Source organism: Caulobacter sp. SL161 (assembly GCF_026672375.1).
Classification (GTDB): domain Bacteria; phylum Pseudomonadota; class Alphaproteobacteria; order Caulobacterales; family Caulobacteraceae; genus Caulobacter.
Genome location: NZ_JAPPRA010000001.1, coordinates 120761 through 141870, shown reverse-complemented (window position 1 = coordinate 141870; position 21110 = coordinate 120761). Strand labels below are relative to the sequence as shown.

The 21110-nt window shown below is 68.2% G+C and carries 15 protein-coding genes and 4 pseudogenes; 10 read left to right on the top strand and 9 right to left on the bottom strand.

Annotated features, from left to right (window positions below; all coding sequences use genetic code 11):
- Positions 1-46: 46 nt before the first annotated feature.
- Both OVA11_RS00765 and OVA11_RS00760 read right to left on the bottom strand, forming a co-directional pair.
- Positions 47-1138: a glycosyltransferase family 4 protein gene (locus OVA11_RS00765; RefSeq protein ID WP_268065592.1), complete on the bottom strand. Its 1092-nt coding sequence runs from the start codon at positions 1136-1138 to the stop codon at positions 47-49.
- Positions 1138-1983 carry a UDP-2,3-diacylglucosamine diphosphatase gene (locus OVA11_RS00760; protein ID WP_010921173.1) on the bottom strand — a complete coding sequence of 282 codons (846 nt, stop codon included), beginning with the start codon at positions 1981-1983 and terminating at the stop codon, positions 1138-1140. The genes OVA11_RS00765 and OVA11_RS00760 overlap by 1 nt, the downstream gene beginning before the upstream one ends.
- Before the next feature lie 291 nt (positions 1984-2274).
- On the opposite strand from OVA11_RS00760, the gene OVA11_RS00755 reads away from it, so the two are divergent.
- The gene (locus OVA11_RS00755; RefSeq protein WP_268065591.1) at positions 2275-2904 is read left to right on the top strand and encodes a TetR/AcrR family transcriptional regulator; all 630 of its coding nucleotides are present in this window, start codon (positions 2275-2277) and stop codon (positions 2902-2904) included.
- 135 nt (positions 2905-3039) lie between these two features.
- Positions 3040-3144, top strand: a pseudogene (locus tag OVA11_RS00750) (hypothetical protein); the annotation flags it as partial.
- Positions 3145-3160: 16 nt separating this feature from the next.
- Here the strand turns inward: OVA11_RS00750 and OVA11_RS00745 are convergent.
- Positions 3161-3385: a hypothetical protein gene (locus tag OVA11_RS00745; RefSeq protein WP_268065590.1), complete on the bottom strand. Its 225-nt coding sequence runs from the start codon at positions 3383-3385 to the stop codon at positions 3161-3163.
- A 184-nt stretch (positions 3386-3569) separates the two neighbouring features.
- Positions 3570-3969: pseudogene (locus OVA11_RS00740) on the bottom strand (hypothetical protein).
- A 139-nt stretch (positions 3970-4108) separates the two neighbouring features.
- Here OVA11_RS00740 and OVA11_RS00735 point away from each other — a divergent pair.
- From OVA11_RS00735 to OVA11_RS00720, 4 genes are all read left to right on the top strand, one after another.
- On the top strand, positions 4109-5641 hold the full coding sequence (locus OVA11_RS00735; RefSeq protein ID WP_268065589.1) for a class I SAM-dependent methyltransferase: 1533 nt from the start codon (positions 4109-4111) through the stop codon (positions 5639-5641).
- Positions 5642-5710: 69 nt separating this feature from the next.
- A complete protein-coding gene (locus OVA11_RS00730) occupies positions 5711-6184 on the top strand; it encodes a DUF6491 family protein (RefSeq protein WP_268065588.1) in 474 nt (157 codons plus the stop codon).
- Between the two features lie 37 nt (positions 6185-6221).
- Positions 6222-6497 carry a hypothetical protein gene (locus OVA11_RS00725; RefSeq protein ID WP_268065587.1) on the top strand — a complete coding sequence of 92 codons (276 nt, stop codon included), beginning with the start codon at positions 6222-6224 and terminating at the stop codon, positions 6495-6497.
- Between the two features lie 201 nt (positions 6498-6698).
- Entirely contained in the window at positions 6699-8564 is a 1866-nt protein-coding gene (locus tag OVA11_RS00720) for an AMP-binding protein (protein ID WP_268065586.1), read from the top strand.
- A gap of 112 nt (positions 8565-8676) precedes the next feature.
- Here OVA11_RS00720 and OVA11_RS00715 read toward each other — a convergent pair whose 3' ends face one another.
- Entirely contained in the window at positions 8677-11094 is a 2418-nt protein-coding gene (locus tag OVA11_RS00715; protein ID WP_268065585.1) for a M28 family metallopeptidase, read from the bottom strand.
- A 169-nt stretch (positions 11095-11263) separates the two neighbouring features.
- Positions 11264-13778, bottom strand: a pseudogene (locus tag OVA11_RS00710) (TonB-dependent receptor).
- Positions 13779-14022: 244 nt separating this feature from the next.
- On the opposite strand from OVA11_RS00710, the gene OVA11_RS00705 reads away from it, so the two are divergent.
- From OVA11_RS00705 to OVA11_RS00690, 4 genes and pseudogenes are all read left to right on the top strand, one after another.
- Positions 14023-15456 (top strand): protein adenylyltransferase SelO, encoded by a 1434-nt coding sequence (locus OVA11_RS00705; RefSeq protein WP_442780883.1) that lies wholly within the window; start codon positions 14023-14025, stop codon positions 15454-15456.
- 106 nt (positions 15457-15562) lie between these two features.
- Positions 15563-15688: a hypothetical protein gene (locus OVA11_RS00700; protein ID WP_024265941.1), complete on the top strand. Its 126-nt coding sequence runs from the start codon at positions 15563-15565 to the stop codon at positions 15686-15688.
- Between the two features lie 101 nt (positions 15689-15789).
- Positions 15790-16097 (top strand): annotated as a pseudogene (locus OVA11_RS00695) (hypothetical protein).
- A 46-nt stretch (positions 16098-16143) separates the two neighbouring features.
- The gene (locus OVA11_RS00690; protein ID WP_268065583.1) at positions 16144-16641 is read left to right on the top strand and encodes a hypothetical protein; all 498 of its coding nucleotides are present in this window, start codon (positions 16144-16146) and stop codon (positions 16639-16641) included.
- On the opposite strand, the gene OVA11_RS00685 is transcribed toward OVA11_RS00690, so the two are convergent.
- Genes OVA11_RS00685 through OVA11_RS00675 form a run of 3 tightly spaced genes read right to left on the bottom strand, consistent with a single transcriptional unit; the run spans position 16638 to position 21072 of the window.
- The gene (locus OVA11_RS00685) at positions 16638-18923 is read right to left on the bottom strand and encodes a CHASE2 domain-containing protein (RefSeq protein ID WP_268065582.1); all 2286 of its coding nucleotides are present in this window, start codon (positions 18921-18923) and stop codon (positions 16638-16640) included. The genes OVA11_RS00690 and OVA11_RS00685 overlap by 4 nt on opposite strands.
- Positions 18920-20293 carry a FecR family protein gene (locus tag OVA11_RS00680; RefSeq protein WP_268065581.1) on the bottom strand — a complete coding sequence of 458 codons (1374 nt, stop codon included), beginning with the start codon at positions 20291-20293 and terminating at the stop codon, positions 18920-18922. Before OVA11_RS00680 ends, OVA11_RS00685 begins: the two co-directional genes overlap by 4 nt.
- Positions 20260-21072, bottom strand: a complete 813-nt coding sequence (locus OVA11_RS00675; protein ID WP_268065580.1) for a response regulator transcription factor — start codon at positions 21070-21072, stop codon at positions 20260-20262. Before OVA11_RS00675 ends, OVA11_RS00680 begins: the two co-directional genes overlap by 34 nt.
- Positions 21073-21110 lie beyond the last annotated feature (38 nt).

Genomic DNA, 21110 nt, shown 5'->3' with positions numbered 1-21110 from the left:
TCCGAGGCCTGCGCGCCGCGCCAATTACAATGCGGACAGGAAGCGACTACGCCGCCGTCTTCTTGCGCAGGCGGGCCAGGCGCCGCAGTCGCCGCCAGAAGCGGGTCTTTTCCGGTTCCGGATAGGGCTGCAGGTTGCGGAAGAACTCCTCGGCGCAGGCGCGCCACGAGAACCGCTCGGCGAACTTGCGGACCACGGTGCGGTCGAGGTCCAGGCAGGCCAGGCACGCCTCGCGCAGGCCCTCGGTCTGGCCCGGCGCCAGCACGCCGGCGTTGGAGCCGGGGATGATGTCCACCGGACCCGGGGCCGAGAACGCCGCCACCGGCACGCCGGCGGCCATGGCTTCCAGGATCACAAGGCCGAAGGTGTCGGTCAGCGAGGGGAAGCAGAACACGTCGGCGCAGCCGAAATAGCGACCCAGTTCATCGCCGAACTTGGCGCCCAGGAACTTCACCTCGGGATACTTCTCGGCCAGCTCCTCGCGCTGGGGGCCGTCGCCGATGACGACCTTGGTGCCCGGCAGATCAAGGCTGGCGAAGGCCTCGATGTTCTTCTCCACGGCCACCCGGCCGACATTGAGGAAGATCGGCCGCGCCAGGCCCTCGAACAGGTCCGGCTCGTCCGGCAGGCGGGGCTTGAAGATGTCGGTGTCGACCCCGCGCGACCAGGGCGAGAGGTTGCGGAAGCCGTGCTTGGCCAGCTCGTCGCGCATGGTCGGCGTGGCCACCATCAGGCGGCCCGACGGCTTGTGGAACCAGCGCATGTAGGTGTAGCCGGCCGCCAGAGGCAGCGGCAGGCGCGCCGAGACGTATTCGGGGAACTTGGTGTGGTAGCTGGTCGTGAACGGCAGCTTCCATTCCAGGCAGATGCGGCGCGCGGCCAGGCCGATCGGCCCCTCGGTGGCGATATGGATCGCCTCGGGCTCGAACAGCTTGAAACGCTCCTGCACCGGCTCATAGGCGCCGATGGCCAGCTTGATTTCCGGATAGGTCGGCAGCGGGAAGGTCGGGAACTGGTCGGGACTGACCACGTCGACCACGTGGCCCATGGCCCGCAACTCTTCAGTCACACGGCTCAGGGTCCGCACCACCCCGTTGACCTGGGGCTCCCACGCATCGGTCGCAAGCAGTATTCGCATCAGGCGGCGGCCGGCTCCGGCATGGGCTTATCGCCTTCATGGCCTTGGGGCGTCGCGGCCGGCGCCGGCGCGCGGTCGATGACCGACCACGACCGCACCTTGGCCCATTCGACGATCTCGAGGCGGCCGTCGGCGTGCTCGGCCAGGGCCGTGCAGCTTTCCACCCAGTCGCCGTCGTTGACGTAGTGGATGCCGTCGATGTCGCGCATCTCGGCCTTGTGGATGTGACCACAGATCACGCCATCCACCCCGCGACGTCGGGCCTCGTCGGCCACGGCGGCCTCGAAGTTCTCGATGAACTGCAACGCGTTCTTCACCTTGACCTTCAAATAGGCCGAGAAACTCCAGTATCCGAACCCCAGGCGACGCCGCAGGCGATTCACCAAAGTGTTCAGCATGAGGATGGTTCTATAGGACCAATCCCCGAGGAAGGCGAGCCACTTGGCGTGCTGCACCACGCCGTCGAACTCGTCGCCGTGCACGACGAGGTAGCGCTTGCCGTCGGCGGTCTCATGGATCACGTCGCGGGCCACCACCACGCCGCCGAAGTGGACGCCGCAGAACTCGCGCACGCCGTCGTCGTGATTGCCGGGCACATAGATCACCTCGGTGCCCTTGCGGGCCATGCGCAGGATCTTCTGCACCACGTCGTTGTGGGTCTGGGGCCAGTGCCAGCCGCCGCGCAGCTTCCAGCCGTCGATGATGTCGCCCACCAGATAGAGCTTGTCGCACTCGATATGGCGGATGAAGTCCAGCAGCAGCTCGGCCTGGCAGCCGCGCGTGCCCAGGTGCAGGTCGCTGATGAACACGGCGCGATAGTGGCGGACGGCGACGTGGGCGCTCATGATCGAATCCCCCTCGCGGTCGCCCCGCGCGGGGCGACCCTCTAAACCGCCAAGAGATCGCTCCGTCCCCGGATCGGCGCGACGGCGGCCGGTGGGTGGCGATTAAGCCGATTGCATGTCGCTTTGATGAAGCCCATGCGCCGGGCTGGGATGCGGACTGACAGACAGGCAGCCCGAAAAACGCGCACTTTCGACCAAACTGTCAAAAAACTGCGCCGCGCGCCGGATCCTTTCGCCGCAAGGGGCCAGCGGCCTGTTGCGGTGCAGCATCGCCCGCACTAGATCAAGTTGATGGACGCCGCCCGCCTCGCCAAGGACACCCGCAAGTCACAGAAGACACGCGCGCGGATTCTCGACCGGGCGATGCATCTGTTCGCCGAGATCGGCTATCACGCCGCCACCAACCCGGCCATCGCCGACGCCTCGGGCCTGACGCGCGGGGCGATGCTCTACCATTTCCCGACCCGCGAGGCCCTGGTCGAGGCGGCCGTCGCCCACATCCAGGCCGAGCGTTCGGCCCTGTTCCGCGCCGCCGCCGACAGCCTGCCGGCCGGCGCCGATGTCACTGAACACGCCATCGACAGCTATTGGGACCTGCTGCACAGCGTGCCCTTCACCGCCTTCGCCGAGCTGGAGGCCGCCGGCCGCACCGACCCGGCCATCCATGCGCTGCTGGCCCCGGCGCAAGCCGAGTTCGACCGGGCCCAGGCCGGCGACCACTTCCTGAAGATCCTCCACGCGGGCGCCGGCCCCCGCTTCCAGGCCAGCCGCGACCTCGCCCGGTTCATGCTGGAGGGCCTGGCCCGCACGACCCTGACCTATGACAGGGACGGCCGGAAAGAGCGCCTGCTGGCGGTGATCAAGCGCGCCACGCACATGCTCAACCGCAAGGGCGACGTGCAGGATCTCTGGCCGGAGTAGGGGCTTTGGGCAGGCGATAAGGCCGTGAAGGTCTTGTCGCTGTCGCCGCGCTAAAGGCGGCTTTCGACCCTTGGCGGACACTCGGAAAATCCTCCCCCCAGAGGGGGAGGAGGCCGAAGGCCGGAGGGGGAAGTGCTGCCGAGCCGGCTTCTTCCCCCTCCGTCGGCTTCGCCGACACCTCCCCCGCTAGGGGGAGGATTTGGTCCCCATTCCACCCATCACAGACCCTCGATCCGTCCGCTTTTGGCAGCGGTCGCTAAACCGTGCGCTGGGCCGTCCACGGTTTGAAGAGGCCGATCCACAGCGCCAGCACCGCGACATAGGCGATGAACTGCCCGAACGGGGAGACCGGACCGAGGCCGCCGTGCAGCACGGCGATCAGCGTCACCCAGAGCGGAATCGCGTTGGCGACGCAGGCCAGCCAGGCTGAAAGGTTCTGGCCCTGATCGGCGGGCGCGGCGGCGGCGCTAGGCTTGGACATCGTCTCCCGCTCCGGACGTGAAATCGATCGTCACCCAACCGCGCGGATCCGCGCCGATCAAACCAGTTCCGCTGAGGCGGGGTATAGCGCGGCTGGACGACCATGGGCGTTGATGGGGACCGAGGACTCCCAATCCCCGTCATTGGCGGCGCAAGAGTCCATGAAATCAGAGGCTTGCGATTTTTTAGCGCTGCTGAATGATCCGCGTCGAAATGAGCCGCACAATGGTCCCACCTCGTCGCGAGGAAAGGGCGCATGGCCAGCGACCATCGTGGCGGCGGGGGGCGGTCGAGCGGGGACAGGTTCGAGGGGGATACTCGAACGGTCCGGGGACCTGATGCTGGTCAGGCCCGCCCGCTGTCGGCGTGGTTGGAGGCAAAGGGATGTGTCTTAGCCTGGATTGGCTCGTCCTCTTCGACCGTCGCGCGCCTGGGAAACCAGGGGCTCGGGTCCCGGTAAGGCCTGAACAGGGCCACCTGACGGGACGCTGGCGGATAACGGCTGCGCGGAGCGTCGGGCTTCGTCGAAACGGTATTTATCAAACAACTCCGGACGAACGTCCGGCGCTCCGCGTCCCTTTCCAGACCTTCAGCGGCGAGCCGCGTGAAGCGGCGGACGCATGCCTCTCAAATCCTCCCCTGCTGGGGGGAGGATTGTTCGTCCCGCCCCTTGCCGCCGCCGCCCGCCCGGCCCACCGTTCCGCAACGACTCGGGGGAGCACGCATGAACGAGGACTGGAGCGCCGGCTATGTGGTCGAAACCGGCTACACCTTTGGCTGCTATCCCGAGCTGAACCCGGTGCGGGCGGCCCTGCCGCTGCTGACCAAGGGGTTGCGCGCGCCCAAGATCGAGACGGCCTGCGAGCTGGGCTTTGGCCAGGGCTGTTCGGCGGCGGTGCATGCGGCCACCCAGCCCGACATCGAATGGTGGGGCTGCGACTTCGCCCCGGCCCAGGCGGTGTTCGCCCGCGACCTTGTGGCGGCCAGCGGCGCGCGGGCCAATTTCTTCGACGACGCCTTCGACGAATTCGCCGAGCGGCCGGGCCTGCCCGAGTTCGACTTTGTGGCGCTGCATGGCGTGTGGAGCTGGGTCAACGACGCCGCGCGTGACAAGATCGTCGCCTTCCTGCGCCGACGGCTCAAGCCCGGCGGCCTCGTCTACATCTCCTACAACACCCAGCCGGGCTGGGCCCTGGCCGGGCCGCTGCGCCACCTGATGAAGCGCCACGCCGAGACCCTGGGCGCGCCGGGCCTGGGTCCCGCCGCCAATCTCGACGCGGCGCTGTCGACCATGAAGCGCTTCTTCGATCTCGATCCTGTCTATTCGCGGATCAATTCGGGGGTCACCGACCGGTTGGCGGCGGTGATGCGCCAGGACCGCGCCTATCTGGTCCACGAATACATGAACCGCGACTGGGTTCCGATGTGGTTCGCCGAGGTCGAGGCCCGGCTGTCCTCAGCCAAGCTGTCGTTCGCCGCCTCGGCCTACGCGTCGGACCATGTGGACGAGCTGAACCTGTCGCCCGACATGATCGGCTTCCTGCGCGAGCTGCCTGATCCGTCGCTGCGCGAGACCTTCCGCGACTTTGCGGTGCAGGCCCAGTTTCGCCGCGACTACTGGCTGCGCGGGGCCTCGACCCTGGCCGCCGCCGACCAGCGCCGGGCGATCCGCGACCAGCGCGTGGCCCTGGCCCGTCCGGCGGCCGAGTGGCCCGACAAGGCGCGCGGGACCTTTGCCGAGATGGTCATGGGCGGTCCGGCCCACGAGGCGATCCGGGACCTGCTGGCCGATGGTCAGCCCCGGACGATCGGCGATATCGAGGCGGCGCTGCCCGAAGGCTCGACCCTGCCGCAGCTGACGACGGCCCTGATCCTCTTGATGAGCCAGGGCGCGGTGCAGCCGGCCCAGTCGGCCGACGCCACGGCGCGCGCGGCGGGCACGGCCCGGGCCCTGAACCGTGAACTGGCCCGCCGCGCCGTGGAGTCGACGGATCTGAGCTTCCTGGCCGCGCCGGCCACCGGCGGCTCGGTCGGCGCCTCGCGCTTCCACCAGATGTTCTGGCTGGCCCTGCAGGAGGGCGGCGGTCCGCGCGAATGGGCCAGCTTCGCCGCCGACCGCCTGGCCCAGCAGGGTCAGGCCCTGGTGGTCGACGGCGCGCCGCTGGGCGGCGAGGCGGCGATTGCGGCCCTGCACGGCCAGGCGATCAGCTTCGCCGACACCGTGCTGCCGTGCTGGCGAGGCCTGGGGATCGCGTGACAATTCGCACCTTCCGCGAACGGTGATACTCGACTACGCTTGGTTGAGAACAAATCTGGGAGTCCGGCCATGAAGGCTGTGTTGCTACTCGGCGCTGTCGCCGCCGTCGCCTTGATCTCGGTTCCGGCGGTGGCCGACAATCAGAACCAGGGCGATCAGGGCCAGCAGGGCGTTCAATACGGCCCCGCCTACGAGGCGCCGCGCCGCAGCGACCGGTCTGTTGACGACGGCAGGCCGCCGAACCTCCACAGGCAGTGCTTCAACGGCAAGAGCATCGTGGGCGTCAACCGTTCGGGCGCCCAGACGGTCTATCTCCAGTCGCAGCAGGGGGGCATCTACCAGATGCGCCTGACCGGGGCGTGCGACGGTCTGAACAACGCCGAAAAGCTGACGGTGCGCGCCAACGGCAGCGACTTGATCTGCTCGGGCGACAGCGCCGAGCTGATCGCGCGGATCTCCACGACCGCCAAGCGCTGCCACGTCACCGGCGTGCGCCGCCTCACGACCCAGGAAGTTTCGGTCCTGGCTTCGGCGGCGCGCTGACGTCAACCCGGACAAAGCGCCGCATGGCGCGGCCAGGGTGGCGACTGTCATCGTCCTTGTGGTTCCCTCTGAGTCGGGACCTAAAGCGCGAGCGACCGACATGGCTGGTCTGGACGTTAGTGGCGTAGAATTGCACTTCACCTGTCCGCACTGCGGCGGACAGGCCCCGGCCCGGATCGAAGCGGTGCGGATGCTGCCGGTCATTGACTGCGGCTGCGGCGAGCGCTTTGGCGTCGACATGGCGGCTTTCGCCGCCCAGGTCACCGCCGCCGAGACGGCCGCCCGCGCCGCGCGGCGAAGACCGCGCGCCTGAAGACCGATTTCGCAACATCAACCTTGCCGCGCGGCGGGGTTCAGTTAACGTCGCTCCCAACAGAACAATGATAACTAGAGCGTGACGCCGAAAGTGGCATCCGGTTTCGGTGCCAGTCACGCTCCAGCTATCGAATTCAGAGCCTTCTCATCGCTTCAAAACGACATCGTTTTGAAGCGGAAGGCTCTAGGGAGTGAGACCATGACGCCGCCCGATGGCGCGTCGCCTCCGCGCGACGTCTCCAGCGCTCCGTTCAAGCCGTTGGCCATGAAAGGCCCCGAGGTGTCGCTCGACCGCCGACCGGACGGCTCGATCGTGATCACCTCCAACCATGCGCCGGGCGAAGGGCCGCGCTCGATCGCCCACCTGATCGCCGCCAAGGCCGCCGAACATCCCGACCGGCCCTACCTGAAACAGCGCGAGCCGGGCCACGGCCCCTGGCGCGGCGTGACCTACGGCGAGGCGCTGCGGGCCGTCGAAGGGATCGCCCAGTGGCTGATCGACCAGAAGCTTGCGCCCCACGACAGCGTCATGATCCTGTCGGGCAATTCGATCGAGCACGCCCTGATGACGCTGGGCGCCTATACGGCCGGCGTTCCGGCGGCGCCGATCAGTCCGGCCTACAGCCTGATCTCGACCGACCACGCCAAGCTCAAGCACTGCTTCGAAAAGGTCGCGCCCCGCGTCGTCTTCGCCCAGAGCGGAGCGATGTTCGCCGGGGCGCTGGCGACGCTGAAAGCGCTGGATCCCAGCCTTGCGGTGATCACCGCCGACGGCTTGGGCGAGGGGGCGCTCGCCTTCTCCGAGGTCGCCGGAACCGTCCCGACGGGCGCTGTGGCGACGGCCCGTGAGACCGTCGGCCCTGAGACGGTGGCCAAGTATCTCTTCACTTCCGGGTCGACGGGCCTGCCCAAGGCCGTGCCCCAGACCCACGGCATGATGGCGGGCGTGATCGCCGGCCAGGAGGGCCTGCGCACCGACGCCCCCACCGACGAGGTCCCCCAGAGCCTGGAATGGATGCCCTGGAGCCATATCTCGGCGGGAAACATCGGCTTCAACGCCGTGATCTGGGGCGGCGGCACGCTGCACATCGACGAGGGCAAGCCCCTGCCGGGCATGTTCGAGACCACGATCAAGAACCTCTATGAGGTCTCGCCGATCGTGTTCGGGTCGGCCCCCATCGCGTTCTCGATGCTGGCCGAGGCGATGGAGAACGACCCTGTGCTGCGGCGCTCGTTCTTCAAGAACCTGCGCTACATGGGCTATGGCGGCGCGACGCTGAGCAACGACGTCTATGAGCGCATCCAGGCCCTGGCCGTGGCCGAGACCGGCCACCGCATCCCGCTGACCACCATGTACGGCGCGACCGAGACCCAAGGGATCACCGTCACCCACTGGATCACTGAGCGGGTCGGGCTTGTGGGCCTGCCGCTGCCGGGGATCCAGCTGAAGCTGGCGCCCAGCGGGTCGAAGTATGAGGTCCGCGTGAAGGGCCCGACCGTGGCGGCCGGCTATCATAAGGACCCCGAGCGCACGGCGGCGGCCTTCGACGAGGAGGGCTTCTACAAGCTGGGCGACGCGGCGCGGTTCGTCGATCCGGACGACCCGGCCAAGGGCCTGGTTTTCGACGGCCGGGTGACCGAGGACTTCAAGCTCGACAGCGGCACCTGGGTCAGCGTCGGGGTGCTGCGCCCCGATCTGGTGGCCGCCTGCAGTCCCTACATCCACGACGCGGTGATCACCGGTCAGGACAAGGCCTTCATCGGCGCGATGCTCTGGCCCTCGCCGGCGGGGCTGGCGGCCCTGGTGGCCGATCCGGGGCCGGGGACGCCGCTGGAAAAGCTGGTGGCGATCCTCAAGGACCGGCTGGCCGCGTTCAACGCCTGCGCCGGCGGCTCGTCGCGGCGCGTGGCCCGGTTCACGATCCTGACCGAGCCGCCGTCGATCGACGCCGGCGAGATCACCGACAAGGGCTACATCAACCAGCGCTGTGTCCTGGAGCGCCGCGCCGATCGGGTGGAGGCGCTCTACGCCAAGGAGCCGGGCGAGGGGGTCTTCGCGGTGTGATCAAGACTGTCACCCCGGCCGCAGCGTAGCGGAGAGCCGGGACCGTGGTGGGCGACTGCGTTTGCGACGGTCCCGGATCGGCTACGCCGTCCGGGATGACAGCCACTCGAGCTCACCAGGACAGGCCGCCGCGCACCAGCACGGCGGTCTTGTCCGACATGCCGAAGGCCATCAGGTCTGCGGGTTTGGGCGGCGGCGCCTTGGCCAGGGTCGGCCAGCCGTCGTGATGCTCCAGCGCGGCGACCTCGACCTGTCCGGGGCCGGCGGTTGTGAAGCTGAGCGTGATCCCGTTCGGATCGGGCGCATGATAGGTCAGGCTCGACCACTCACCGGCCTGGGTCGCCAGGGTGATCGGCCGACCATTGAGGCGCGGTTGGCTGAGCGGCGTGCTCGGACGCAGGCGCAGGCTGACCAGCTCGGCGCCGGGCGCGGGGATCAGGCGGATCAGCAGGCGATCCTCGGCGCGGTCGACGGTCAGCTGCGGGCTGGCCACGGGCACGACGCGGGTCTCCGACATCCACACCGGATTCTTCCAGAACGGCGCCAGGGCCTGCTGCTGGGGCTCGGACCCGCCGTCGTCGGGCAGGACCGCGCGGGTCCAGGCGTCCAGTCTCGTCAGGCCGGCGACGCGCCAGGCCATGCCGGTGGACAGGTCGGCGACGTGCAGGGCCTGGGTGATTGCGGGGCGGGAGGGCTCGCCGCCGAGGCGGGCGGCGTTGGCCGTAAGCGCCACGCCGACCAGGGCCATGATCCCGGCGGCGCGCCAGGCCCAGCGCGTCGCGGCGAAGTCGTGCGCGAGTGGCGACAAGGCCGGGGCGGCCAGCATGGCGAACACCGCCAGCACGGCCGGCTCCATCAGGCCGACGCCGGCGAAGGTCCAGGCCCCCCAGGCGGCCAGCTGGGCGGTCGACAGGATCGCCAGAAGGCCGACGACGCAGGTCAGGGCCAGGGCGAGCCGCTTGTCCCGCGTACCGCCGATTCCGATCACCAGCGCCGCGCCGACGGCGGCGACCAGCAGCGGCCAGGTCAGCATCACCGTCGCCCCGGGCGCGAGGACCTGAGCGGCGATCGCCAGCAGCAGTAGCACGATCATGCCGCCGATCCAGGCGCCCAGAACCTCGGTGCGGAAACCCAGCGCCACGGCGGCCAGAACGCTCGCGGCCAGCCCAAGGCCAAGACCGATGGGATCAAACCCGCTGACCAGGCTGCAAGCGCCGCCCAGCGCCAGGGCGACGGCGCACGGAATGAGCCTCCGGGCGCCCCGCGCCTGGGCCGTGGCGACGCCCAGCCCTGCGGCAGCGGCGAGCAGACCCGCGCCCCAGAGCAGAAAGTCAAAGCGCGTCAGCAGGCCATAGTAGCGCTGGACGCCGTCGATCATCAGAAGGCGGCCAAGCAGATGCAGCACCAGACCGGCGCTGGCGGCGGTCAGCAACAGTCCGGCCGCGCCGCGCGCGATCTCCCAGCCGCTCGCGCCTCGGCCCGCCAGCGCGCGCCAGGCGCAGAAGCCGACCAGGGCTGCGGCCAGCGCCAAGAGCGCCCAGCCCACCGCCGGCGGATAGCGGATCATGAACAGGCCCAGGACGTCGGAATAGATGGCGTTCTCGGTCCTGTCGGGCAGTTCGGACGCGTTCGCCAGGGCCCGCACGGTCGGCAGGACCTGATCGCCCATATGCTGCAGGCTGCCCCGCTGCAGATGGTCGGGGCGCGACAGCGGCGTGTGATACGCGAGCTGATTGTCGATGAAGGCCAGGTTCAGCCCAGTCAGGCCCTTGTTCACCGCGTGGGTGAAATCGGTGTCGTTGGGCATCCGCTCATAGACGGTCGAGGCCATTGAATTGCCCGACGCCCCCTTGGCCTCGCGACCGAAGACGCTGATCAGCGCGCCATTGCCCGGGCCGGTCTGGAACATCGCGGCGCGCCCCGCGTCGCCGCGCGCCTCCATGTTCACCACCAGGCCCACGCGTGCGAGGCTGGGATCGCGGGCGAAGAACGCGTCAGCCCCCAAGAGGCCCGCCTCCTCGGCGTCGGTGAACAGGAAGATCACGTCCCTGGCGTGCGGCCCGCTCGCCTTCAGGGCGCGGGCGATCTCCAAGGCGGCTGCGGTTCCCGAGGCGTCGTCCGCTGCGCCCGGCGAATTGTGCACCGAGTCGTAGTGGCTCATGACCAGGATGGCCGGCAAGCTGCGGTCACGGCCCGGCAGGACGCCAACCAGGTTCTGCACGGCGGCCGCGCTCAAGGTCCGGCCGTCCGAGCCGTGCTGGGAGAAGCCTTCGCCCGGGCGGACCGAGACCTCGAGCCGCAGGGCGTTGATGCGCGTCAGCAGGTGATCGCGGACCCTTGCGATCTCGGCCGAGCCGGTGGGATGGGGCCTCTGCGCGATCGCCGCGACATCGGCCATGGCGCGGTCGGCCGAAAACGCGGTGGCGGGTGCGGTGACGCCGACCGCAGGCGGGGGCTGTTGGCTCAGCGCGCCCAGCACCAGCCCCAAGGCGAGACAGATCCAGAATCCGAGGAAGCGAATGGTCTTCATCGGCGTGCCTCCGGGCGGAAAGCGAATCCCCAAATGTATGCTGCGGCGAGACGCGCCGATCCGAAACCCCTCCGGACAAGGAAAAAGGGCGACCCGCCAAGCGGATCGCCCTTTCCTCTTCCGAAAGCCGGCGGCGCGGCTGGCGCCGCCGGTCCCCCTCCCGGCAGAACTAGAACTTCGAGCGCAGGGTCACGCCGTAGGTGCGCGGAGCGCCCAGGAACGCGTTGTAGGTGATCGTGTCCAATGCGGCATTGTAGGTGCTCTGCGTGGCGCTCAGACCCGAGGAGCCCTGCAGCGGGCCGTTGAAGGCCACCTGCATGTACTTCTCGTTGAGAAGGTTCTGGGCCCACAGCTCGACGGTCCAGCGCTCGTCGTCCGATCCCAGACCCACGCGGCCGTTGACCACCGTGTAGGCCTTCTGGACCTTCGGCGGGAACAGGTCGGAGCCCGTATTGTACTGCGACGAATACTTAGCGCCGAGGTTGAAGCGGGCCTTCAGGTTGTCGCCGACCGACGCCTCGTAGGTGACAGAGGCCGAGCCCGAGTACTTCGGCGCCAGCGACAAGTTGCTGCCCGGCAGAAGCGCCAGGGCGTTACCCGGATCGTTCGGGATCGGCTGCTTGCCGTACTTGGTGTCGGCGTAGGTGAAGCCGCTCTGGACGACCAGGCCGCGTACCGGCGTGAACCACATGAAGTCGGCGTCGACGCCCTTCGACGTCACCTCGGGGATCGAGCGCACGACGAACGAGGTGCCCCAAGAAGGTGTTCAGCTGGAAGTCGGTGAACTTCTGCTGGAACAGGCTGACGTTGAACAGAACGGTCCGGTTGAAGAGCGTATTCTTCATGCCCAGCTCGTAGCTGTCGACGAACTCGGCCGGGAACGAGGTGTCGAAGATCGGCGTCACGCCCGATCCGCCAGACGGTAGGCCGTTCGACGACTGGGTGCGGTCCAGGTTGAAGCCGCCGCCCTTATAACCGCGCGCGAACGAGGCGTAGGTGAACACTTCCGGCGAGAAGCGGTACGACGCCTTGATGGTGCCGCTCCACTCCTTGTCCGTCCGCTCCTGGTTGGTGCCGCGGCCGTTGAACAGCGGGTTGGCCCAGGGCAGGCAGAGGTTGCCGATGATCGTCGGGGTCAAGGCCGCGCCGACGATGCCGGCGATGCGGGCCTGACCGGCGGCCGAGAGCGCCGTGCCGCAGCCGACGCCGCCGTCGCTGTTGGTCTGGAACGTGGAGAGGTCCTTCTTCTCGGCCGTGTAACGCAGGCCGGCCGTGATTTCGAACGAGTCGGTCACGTGCCAGGTGTCGTTGGTGAACAGGGCCACGGTCGTGGCGCGCTGGTCGTAACGGTCGTAGAGGCCCTGGCCCGGCGTGAACGAGGTGTTCGGCGCACGGTTCAGGAGCAGGGCGATGAAGTTGGGGATGCCCGCCGGGTTGGCAGCCGAACGCGACAGGAGGCGGCCCAGATACTGTTCGTACTGGTTGCCGAACAGGAAGTTGGCGCGGTTCTCAAGTCGTTCGTCGGCGAGGAAGGCGCCGATCATCCAGTCGAACTTGTCCGACTTGCCGGCCAGGCGCAGTTCCTGGCTGTAGGTCGTGAACTCCGAATAGTTCGTGCCGTCCTTGTTGCGGTAGGTGATGTCGGCGGTGGTGAAGTCGGAGTCCTGACCGTTGTCGGTGCGCCATTGGCGAATGGCCGAGATGCTGGTCAGCGTGCCGATCGGCAGGTCGATGTCGCCCTGGAGCGAAACGCCCTTGTCTTCGATCTTGGCGGGCGCGCCGCGGTTCGAATAGGCGACCCGGTCATACGGATTGGCGGTCGGCGCCAGAGCCGTGCCGCCCGAGACCACGCCCAGAAGTCCGGCCGTCGGACCGGTGCGGATCTGCACCGCGCCGCAGCAGTTTTCGTCGCGACGGCTGTAGTCGGCGATGAACCGGAACGTCGCCTGGTCATCGGGGATGAACAGCAACTGCCCGCGCACCGTGTAGAAGTTCTGGTCGGCGTCCTGCTTGCGGGCGGACGGACCGGCGCCCACGACTACGTCGTTGAAACCGTCACGCTCGCGGGCCGCGACATAGAGGCGGCCGGCCAGCTTGTCGCCCATCAGCGGACCGGTGACCGAGGCGGCCGCGCCCTTGGCGTCGTAGTTCCCAAGGGTCACTTCGGCGCTGGCGCCGAAGCCGAACTCCGGCTCCTTGGTGACGACGTTGATCACGCCGGCCGAGGTGTTCTTGCCGAACAGGGTGCCTTGCGGCCCCTTCAGCACTTCGATGCGCTCCATTTCGCCCAGGTCGCCGAAGCCGACGCCATTGCGGGGGCGGTACACGCCGTCGATCACGACGCCGACCGAGCTTTCCAGGCCGGGGTTGTCACCGACGGTGCCGACGCCGCGGACGCGTGCGGTCGTCGAGGCTTCCGACGAGGTGGACGTGACCGTCAGGCCGGGCGTCAGGATCGTCAGATCCTTGATGTCCCGGACGCCGGTGTCTTGCAGCAGTTTGGCGCCAACGGCGGTGACCACCACCGGGACGTCCTGCAGGTTCTGTTCCCGCTTCTGGGCGGTGACGATAATGCTGTCGACAGTTTGGGCGTCGCTCGTTTGAGCCTGCGCGGCGCTCGTGGCGCCAAGACCGGCGAGGACAACAGCGGACGCAGTGCCGCAAAGCACCTGGGAAAAGCGCATTTCCTACCTCGGTTCGTTGGCCGAAGACGCTTGCCCGCCTCCGGCTTGTTTTTCGTTGGTCCGCCGAACGAGTGTTCGAATGGATAGCTAAGGGTTAGGCGCCGTGCCCCGTGTCGGCAAGCGAAATCCCTTGTAGTGAAGGGTTCCAAGGCGCTCTGTTGCTGGGAAGCGACAGCGTTCGATCACCGTCATCGACATTCGAAAGGGGCTTGCGCCGCGCAGGGCGTGACCGCATGTGGCGTGCATGATCCCAGCGCCCGCCTACCGTCCCGATCCGCGTTTCCAGGCCCTGGGCGGAGAGTTTGCCGATCCTGTGGAGCCTGCGGATTTTCCGGAGACGGTGCTGCGGTTCCGGAACGATCGCGCGGCGGCGACGGTGGGGCTGGAGACGTTGGACGATCGCGCGTGGCTGCGCCACTTCGGGCGCTTCGAGCCGCTGCCGGATAATCAGACCCGGCCGCTGGCCATGCGGTATCACGGCCATCAGTTCCGCGTTTACAATCCAGACTTGGGAGACGGGCGCGGCTTCCTGTTCGGCCAGTTACGCGAGGCGGGGACAGGCCGCCTTCTGGACCTTGCCACGAAGGGGTCGGGACAGACCCCATGGTCCCGCGCGGGCGATGGTCGGCTGACCTTGAAGGGCGGCGTGCGGGAGATTCTCGCCGCAAGTTTCCTTGAGGCGCTGGGCGTTCCAACCTCTAGAGCCTTCTCGCTTGTCGAGACGGGCGAGGCCTTGACCCGGGGGGATGAGCCCAGCCCCACCCGGTCGGCGGTCCTGACCCGGCTCTCGCACAGCCATATGCGCTTTGGGACCTTTCAGCGCCTGGCCTACCTCGATCGCAGAGATCTGATGGTCCAACTGGTCGATCATGTGATCGAGAGCTACTTCCCGGATCTGGCCGACGAACCCGATCGTCCCGCCGTCCTGATGCGCGCGGTGGTCTCGGCGAGCGCGCGACTGCTGTCCCGCTGGATGTCCGCCGGCTTCGTGCATGGCGTGCTGAACACGGACAATATGGTCGTCACGGGCGAGAGCTTCGACTACGGCCCATGGCGTTTCCTGCCGCGAAACGATCCAAACTTTGTCGCCGCCTATTTCGACCATGCCGGCCTCTACAGCTTCGGGCGTCAGCCCGAGGCGGTGTTCTGGAACCTGCAGCAACTGGCGGGCTGTCTGAGCCTCGTGACCGACCAGGCCGCCCTGTTGGCCGCCCTGAACAGCTTCTCGGACCTCTACCGTGCGGCGCTGCGGGGGGCGATGCTGGATCGGCTGGGCCTCAAGAGCCGTGGCGCGGAGGCCGATATCGCCCTGGTCAACACGGCCTTCAGGGCGCTGGCGGAGGGCGGTGAACCGCTGCGCTGGGAGCCGTTCTTCTTCGACTGGTTCGGCGGCGCGGCCACGGAGGAGCGCGCGCTGCGAGGCCCTCGCGCCGGGCTCTATACGAGAGACGCGTTCCTGGAGCTGCGACGGGCGCTGGCCGATTTCGAGCCCGATCGCCCGGAACGTCTGGCGCATCCGGCTTTCGCTCGTCCCGAACCCGAGGAGTTGATCATCGATGAGGTCGAGGCCCTTTGGTCGCCTATCGCCGAGGCCGATGATTGGGGTCCGCTAAACGCCAAGCTCGCCCGAATAGCCGCCGCGCGAGAGGCCTACGCGCTGGGCCAGGCCCGGATTTGAGTGCTGTGCGGAAGTTTTTTCGTTCGGGCGCGGAACAACCGTCAAGGTTCCGTCTTACAACTGCGGCACACTGCCTCCAGACGAACGCCGCGTGGAGACCGACCCGATGCGCATCTTCCAACCGATCATGCTGGTTTGCGCCGTAGCCATGTCGTTCGTCGGCGCCCTGGGCATTCCAGGCTGCGCGCGCGCGATCGGCGAATGTCTCCGTGACCGCGCGGAACCGGCCTAGGTCTCGGATCAAGCCAAAGACGCGTTGGTGCTGGCCGTCGCCCCGGTTCTGGCTGTCCGACAATGGCGCCGGCGGCAATGTAATCCATTGTAAATTGGGCCTTGCGACCTCTGGTCGAGCGCGCGTCCTTGTCGTCTAACCGTGATCGGAGGGGCGGACGGGGAGCGCGGCGGCGCGGATGGAGATGGAATTTCGACGGTTTTCGGCCGGGACGCTTGGATCGAGCACCGCGTTGGCCCTGATGGGCGAGAGGCGCCGAGACCCCGCTCAGCGATCAGAGCCCGCCGTTGATACTGTCCCGCGCAGCGGTTCTCGGAGCCTGTGGGGGCTGGCTGGGATCATCTTAGCCCTGGTGCTGTGGGGCGGGCTCTATTGGGCGTGGTCCGTCCTGAGGCTGTCGCTCGGATGATCTGGTGATCGTGCTATTGTCCCAGCGGTCGTAGGAGCAAGGGACCATGCGTCAATCGATCGTCGCCTTAGGGCTGGCCGTTCTCTGTCTGGGCGCTTGCGCGTCGCCTCGCGCCATCGGGCAAGGCGATGTCAGCCCAGTTGTGGGGGCTTCCGCAGCGGTCCATGGCGCTCCGACCGATCGAGCGGATGAGGCTTATGTCCGCGCGATCCAAGACGGCGTCCTGACCCGACTGGGTGCGTCGCGCGGCGCCGACAAGCCCGTCTTTCTCGTGCAGGTCGGCGTTGCAAGGACGGTCGCGGACGTGGGCGTCTCAAGCGCTGCGGGCGCCTTGGATCCCACCGCTTGGCGGAGTCCGAGCGCGCCCGCGCCCTGGTGGCGGCCTTGGGCGAAAGGCCGCGCGACGCGTGCTGTCACCCTGGCCGTGATCGACGCGCGGGATGGGAAGACGATCGCCTGGTCTTCGGTTCGGGTCGGAGAGCAAGCGCCGGAGGCTGTCGCCAAGCTCCTCGTGGACGCCCTGAAGGGCGCGGGCCGGCCTTAACCGCCTTGCGCGACGCCGTGCCGTGGCAGGCGCACGGTGAATTCCGCGCCCACGCCGGGTTCGCTGCGGCAGGAAACCTCGCCCCCGTGCCGGGCGACCGCCGCCTGCACGAACGCCAGTCCAAGACCGACGCCGTTGCTGGCCAGCTCATGTCCCGGCCGTTCGAACCTCTGGAAGGGCCGAAAGGCGGTGGCCGCCTCTTCGCGGGAGAAACCGGGTCCCTGGTCGGCGATGGCGATGCAGGCGACCGGTCCGCTGGGCGAGGGCTGCTCAGCCAGGTTGACCGTGATCGTCGATCCTGAGGGGCTGTACTTCAGGGCGTTGCCCAGCAGGTTGACGAACGTGCGGGCGAGCACGCTTCGGTCCCCCAGCACCATCAAGGGCGCTTCGCCGCCGACCTGCTCGATGCGGATCTTGCGCTGCAAGGACTGGGGCCAGACTTCATCGATCGCCTCGACCGCGACATCGGCCAGATCCAGGGGTTCCAGCGAGACCGGCGTCACCTCGGCGCGGGCCAGCTGCACGAAGCCGTCTGCGAGAGCGAGCGTGCGACGAGCATAGGCGGCGATGCGGTCGGCCGTCTCCTTGGGCAGGTCGGGCGTGGTGGCCAGCAAGGCCAGGATCGAGGTCTGCGGCGAGCGCATGTCATGGGTCAGCAGCTGCAAAGCCTGCTCCCGCTGGCGCATGGCGGCGGTCAGGATCGAGATGTCGGCCAGGCGAACGATCCATCCGGCGGGGCCGCCTTGCTCGTCGCGACGAAGGACGGTCTGCAGCTGAAAGGCCCGGCCGTCGGGCAGGTGCAGGTCGATCGGGTCGTGGCGGTCCGTGGCCTGCGGCCAGTCGAGTTCGAAGCGTCGCCCCAAGGGGTCCAGCAGATTGATCAAGTCCGCCAGCGATGCGCCGTTCAGGGTCGCCTGATGCGGCTTGAAAAGGGCCTGGGCCGCAGCGTTCGCGGCGATCACCCGCCCCTGCTCGTTCGCCACCAAGGTGGCGTCCGGCAGGCTGAACAGGGCGTCGGCCGAGAAGCGGCGCAGATCGTCCATGCGCGTGATCGCGTCACCGAGGCTGGAAGCCTGGCGCGTCACGACGTCGCCCGAGAACGCGGCGGGTTTCGCGCCTCGTCCGCGAACGACGGCCCGGACGCGCGCCAGCTCGCGTCCGATCAGGTCATTTACCTGGCCCAGGCGGCCCCAGCCCCAGATCAGGGCGACGAGTTGCAGGCCGATCACGGTCGTGATCGGGGAGAGCCAGATATGGCCCAGCCAGAAGAGCGCGGCTGAATAGGCTAGGCCCACCAGGCAAAGGCCGATGGTCAGCAGCAGATTGGCGCGTGGCGGCAGGGCCATGAACCCGATCATCAGTAGCCAGAGCAGTGTCAGGCTGAACCCCACGCGGCTCCAGGGGCCGGCCGGCGTGATCATCCGGCCGCTTCGCAAGGCGTCGAGCACGCTGGCCTGCAGCTGAACCCCGGTCATGCTGGCGGCGTCCGGCGTGACCGGCGTCGGAAAGGCGGGGCCAAGGCCAGGCGCGGTCAAGCCGACGAAGACGGTCCGCCCTGCGATCAACTCGCGGGGCACTTCCCCGTCGAGCACGCTCGCGAAGCTGGCATGGCGATAGATCGACGGGGGGCCCGCAAAGGAGATCAGCAGCGTCTGCTCATCCCCCCGTGTCACATCGGGCGAGCCCGACGGACGGGTGGCGCGGTGGACGACGGTCATCAGGTCGGGTTTGAGACTCGGCCCGTTCGCCTCGAACGGCGCCATGCGGCGCACCACGCCGTCGTCATCGAAGCGCACGTGCGCCAGACCAACCCCGGCCGCGCCCCGGGCGATCTCGGAAATCGATCCGACGACGCGGGGAGGCGCTTGCTCGCCGCTGTCGATCAGGAACTCCGGGAGGTAGACCCGTCCGGAACGGGCGATCGCTTCGCCCAGCGCACGGTCTTGGGCGGGATAACGCGACGGCTCGCTGAACAGCACATCATAGACGATGGTCTTGGCCCCCGCCTGGGTCAGTTGGTCCACCATCCTGGCGTGCGTGTCGCGCCCCCAAGGCCAGGTCCCCATCCGGGCCAGGCTGCGATCGTCAATGTCGATGATCAGGATGGAGTCATCGGCGGGATGGGCGTTGGCGCGCGTCAGAACGTCGTAGAGGACATTATCGATCCGACTGGGCGGCCGTACCGCGAAGACGGCGAACACCAGGCTGGCGGCCATCGCCAGCCAGAGCCACGACAGCCGCCGTTCGCCTGAGCGTGACGGGCGGGAGCCGGTCTTCCTCACTTCCCGATCTGCAGCTGCTGCAGCGGCCCCTGCTTCTCGCTCATCACGCCGTCCTTGAAGCGCAGCGCGGTGACGCGCCAGGCATAGGCGCCCGGGGCCAGATCCGTCAGCGTCAGATAGGGCTCGGTCAGGCCGGGCTGGTCGACGATCGGGGTCTGAGTCTCGCCATTGGCGAACATCTGGAACCGGTAGTTCCGCACGCCGTCGCCGGCGGAGCTCCAGCGAAACAGGAACTTGCGATGCTTGCCTTCGCGTGCGTCGCTGGGCGGCGCGGCGTCCAGGGTGTCGAGGTCCCGGTCAAAGCTGTAGTCGGCCGGGAAGCCTTCCAGGCCGCCTGGATCGATCGCGGTCAGGCGGACGAAATAGGTCCCGTTGGCCACCTGGCCGAAGTCGACGATCGGATACTGCTGGGACGTGGTCTGGGTCGTCGCCTCGGCGAAGATATCGATGAAGCCCGCATCGCGAGCCAGCAGAACGCGGTACGACGCCGCGCCCGTTACGGGCTCCAGGCTGAAGCGGACCAGGGCGTCGCTCTGGGTTTGCCCCCCGGCGCCAAGCTTGGGCGCCGGCAGCAACTCGACCGGCGCGCCGACACCATCCGCCGAGGCGCTGACGCCAAAGCCGGCCTGGATGGGCGCGTTGTCGCTGGCGCTCGCGCCGGCGTCGACGCCGACGGCGCCAACCAGGACCTCGGTCTGAGCCTTGTCGGCCCCGGCCCCGACGCGGAACTCGGTGCCGCGCACCGCCGACACCGAGACGGGCGTGCGCACCTCGAACCGCGCACCGGGCGTCGGCGTGGGGGTGGCCGAAATCGTCCCCTTGCCTTGCTCCAGCTGGAACACCCGCTGGGGCGCATTGTTGATCAGGACCTGGCGCAGCTTGGCGATCCGGATCCGCGTGTTCGACGGCAGGGTGACGCGCGAGGCGTCCTCCAGTTCGAACGTGGCGAAGGCGCCCGGCCCCGTGATGATCCACTGGCCCTCCGACAGCGGCATGCCAACGCGGGCGGGCGCGCGCTGGCCGTTCGTCTCGACCTGAACGGGGCCGGTGAAGGCCGACAGCGTCGCGGCGATCGGCGTCGACTTCAAGAGATTGGGGTCGATGTTCAACTGCGAGCCGGGACGCAGTCGCCTTGGCTCCTGGACGCCATTGGCCTTCTGGACCCGGCGATAGTCGCTGGGGCGGTTCAGATAGGCGCGACCAAGACCGATCAAGGTGTCGCCGGGCTTGACCACATAGGCCACCGGCGGCTCGGCGGGTGGGGTCTGGGCCCAGGCGCTCGCGCCGCCCGCCAGCGCCAGAACCACGAAACTCACCCCAGCGGCCTTGATCATGCTCAGTCTCCCCCGCTCGCCGTATCCGGGTCGCACGCCTCAAGACGATAGCCGAAACCGTAGACCGTGCTCAGCCGGAAACCGTTGCTGGGACGAAGGTGAAGCTTTGAGCGCAGCCGAGAGACATGGGCGTCCAGGGTGCGGGTCTCCAGGTCCGGCCTCTGCCCCCAGATGCGCCGCAACAGATACTCCCGCGACAGGGGCCGTGAGAGATTGCTGAACAGCAGCGAAGCCAACTGGAACTCCTTGGGAGTCAGGGCCTCGACCTGGCCGTTCCAGCTGGCGGTCTGGGCGCCGGGGTCCAGTCGGTAGTGCCCATACTGTTCCGTCTGCGGCTGTGACACCGGCCGATGGATGCGCCGGACAACGGCGTTCACGCGCGCCAGCAGCACCTGCGGCTGCAGCGGCTTGACGATGTAGTCGTCGGCGCCGGCGTTCAGGCCCTCGACGAGATCGGCCTCCACCGAACGGCTGGTGAGCAGCAGCACAGGCGGGGCCGTCGCGGGATCCTCCCGCAGAAGCTTCAAGGTCTCGACGCCGGACAGCTCGGGCATGTTCCAGTCGAGGATGATCAGATCGAAGGTCTGTTTGCGCAGCTCGGCCAGCAAGCGCGACGGCGTCGTGAAGCTGGTGCAGACGAATCCGGCGGGCTCCAGAACCGAAGCCACGAGCGCGTTGTGACTTTGGTCGTCGTCGAGCAGGGCGACTTTCATAAGCTCACTTAAGCTGGGAAGTGGCGCGTCCCGCGGGGGAGCGGAACGCGCCGCGGGCGACTCTCTGTCGGTGGGGCGACAAGCAGGCGTCCAGCTGTTCATCTGTACCTTGCTCCGCCCTTGCCCGCTCGACCTGAGGC

What these genes read in the sequence shown, in the direction of transcription:
- OVA11_RS00765 (WP_268065592.1), bottom strand. Translation starts at nt 1,138, where the DNA reads ATGCGAATACTGCTTGCGACCGATGCGTGGGAGCCCCAGGTCAACGGG.
- OVA11_RS00760 (WP_010921173.1), bottom strand. Translation starts at nt 1,983, where the DNA reads ATGAGCGCCCACGTCGCCGTCCGCCACTATCGCGCCGTGTTCATCAGC.
- OVA11_RS00755 (WP_268065591.1), top strand. Translation starts at nt 2,275, where the DNA reads ATGGACGCCGCCCGCCTCGCCAAGGACACCCGCAAGTCACAGAAGACA.
- OVA11_RS00745 (WP_268065590.1), bottom strand. Translation starts at nt 3,385, where the DNA reads ATGTCCAAGCCTAGCGCCGCCGCCGCGCCCGCCGATCAGGGCCAGAAC.
- OVA11_RS00735 (WP_268065589.1), top strand. Translation starts at nt 4,109, where the DNA reads ATGAACGAGGACTGGAGCGCCGGCTATGTGGTCGAAACCGGCTACACC.
- OVA11_RS00730 (WP_268065588.1), top strand. Translation starts at nt 5,711, where the DNA reads ATGAAGGCTGTGTTGCTACTCGGCGCTGTCGCCGCCGTCGCCTTGATC.
- OVA11_RS00720 (WP_268065586.1), top strand. Translation starts at nt 6,699, where the DNA reads ATGACGCCGCCCGATGGCGCGTCGCCTCCGCGCGACGTCTCCAGCGCT.
- OVA11_RS00715 (WP_268065585.1), bottom strand. Translation starts at nt 11,094, where the DNA reads ATGAAGACCATTCGCTTCCTCGGATTCTGGATCTGTCTCGCCTTGGGG.
- OVA11_RS00705 (WP_442780883.1), top strand. Translation starts at nt 14,023, where the DNA reads ATGATCCCAGCGCCCGCCTACCGTCCCGATCCGCGTTTCCAGGCCCTG.
- OVA11_RS00700 (WP_024265941.1), top strand. Translation starts at nt 15,563, where the DNA reads ATGCGCATCTTCCAACCGATCATGCTGGTTTGCGCCGTAGCCATGTCG.
- OVA11_RS00690 (WP_268065583.1), top strand. Translation starts at nt 16,144, where the DNA reads ATGCGTCAATCGATCGTCGCCTTAGGGCTGGCCGTTCTCTGTCTGGGC.
- OVA11_RS00675 (WP_268065580.1), bottom strand. Translation starts at nt 21,072, where the DNA reads ATGAACAGCTGGACGCCTGCTTGTCGCCCCACCGACAGAGAGTCGCCC.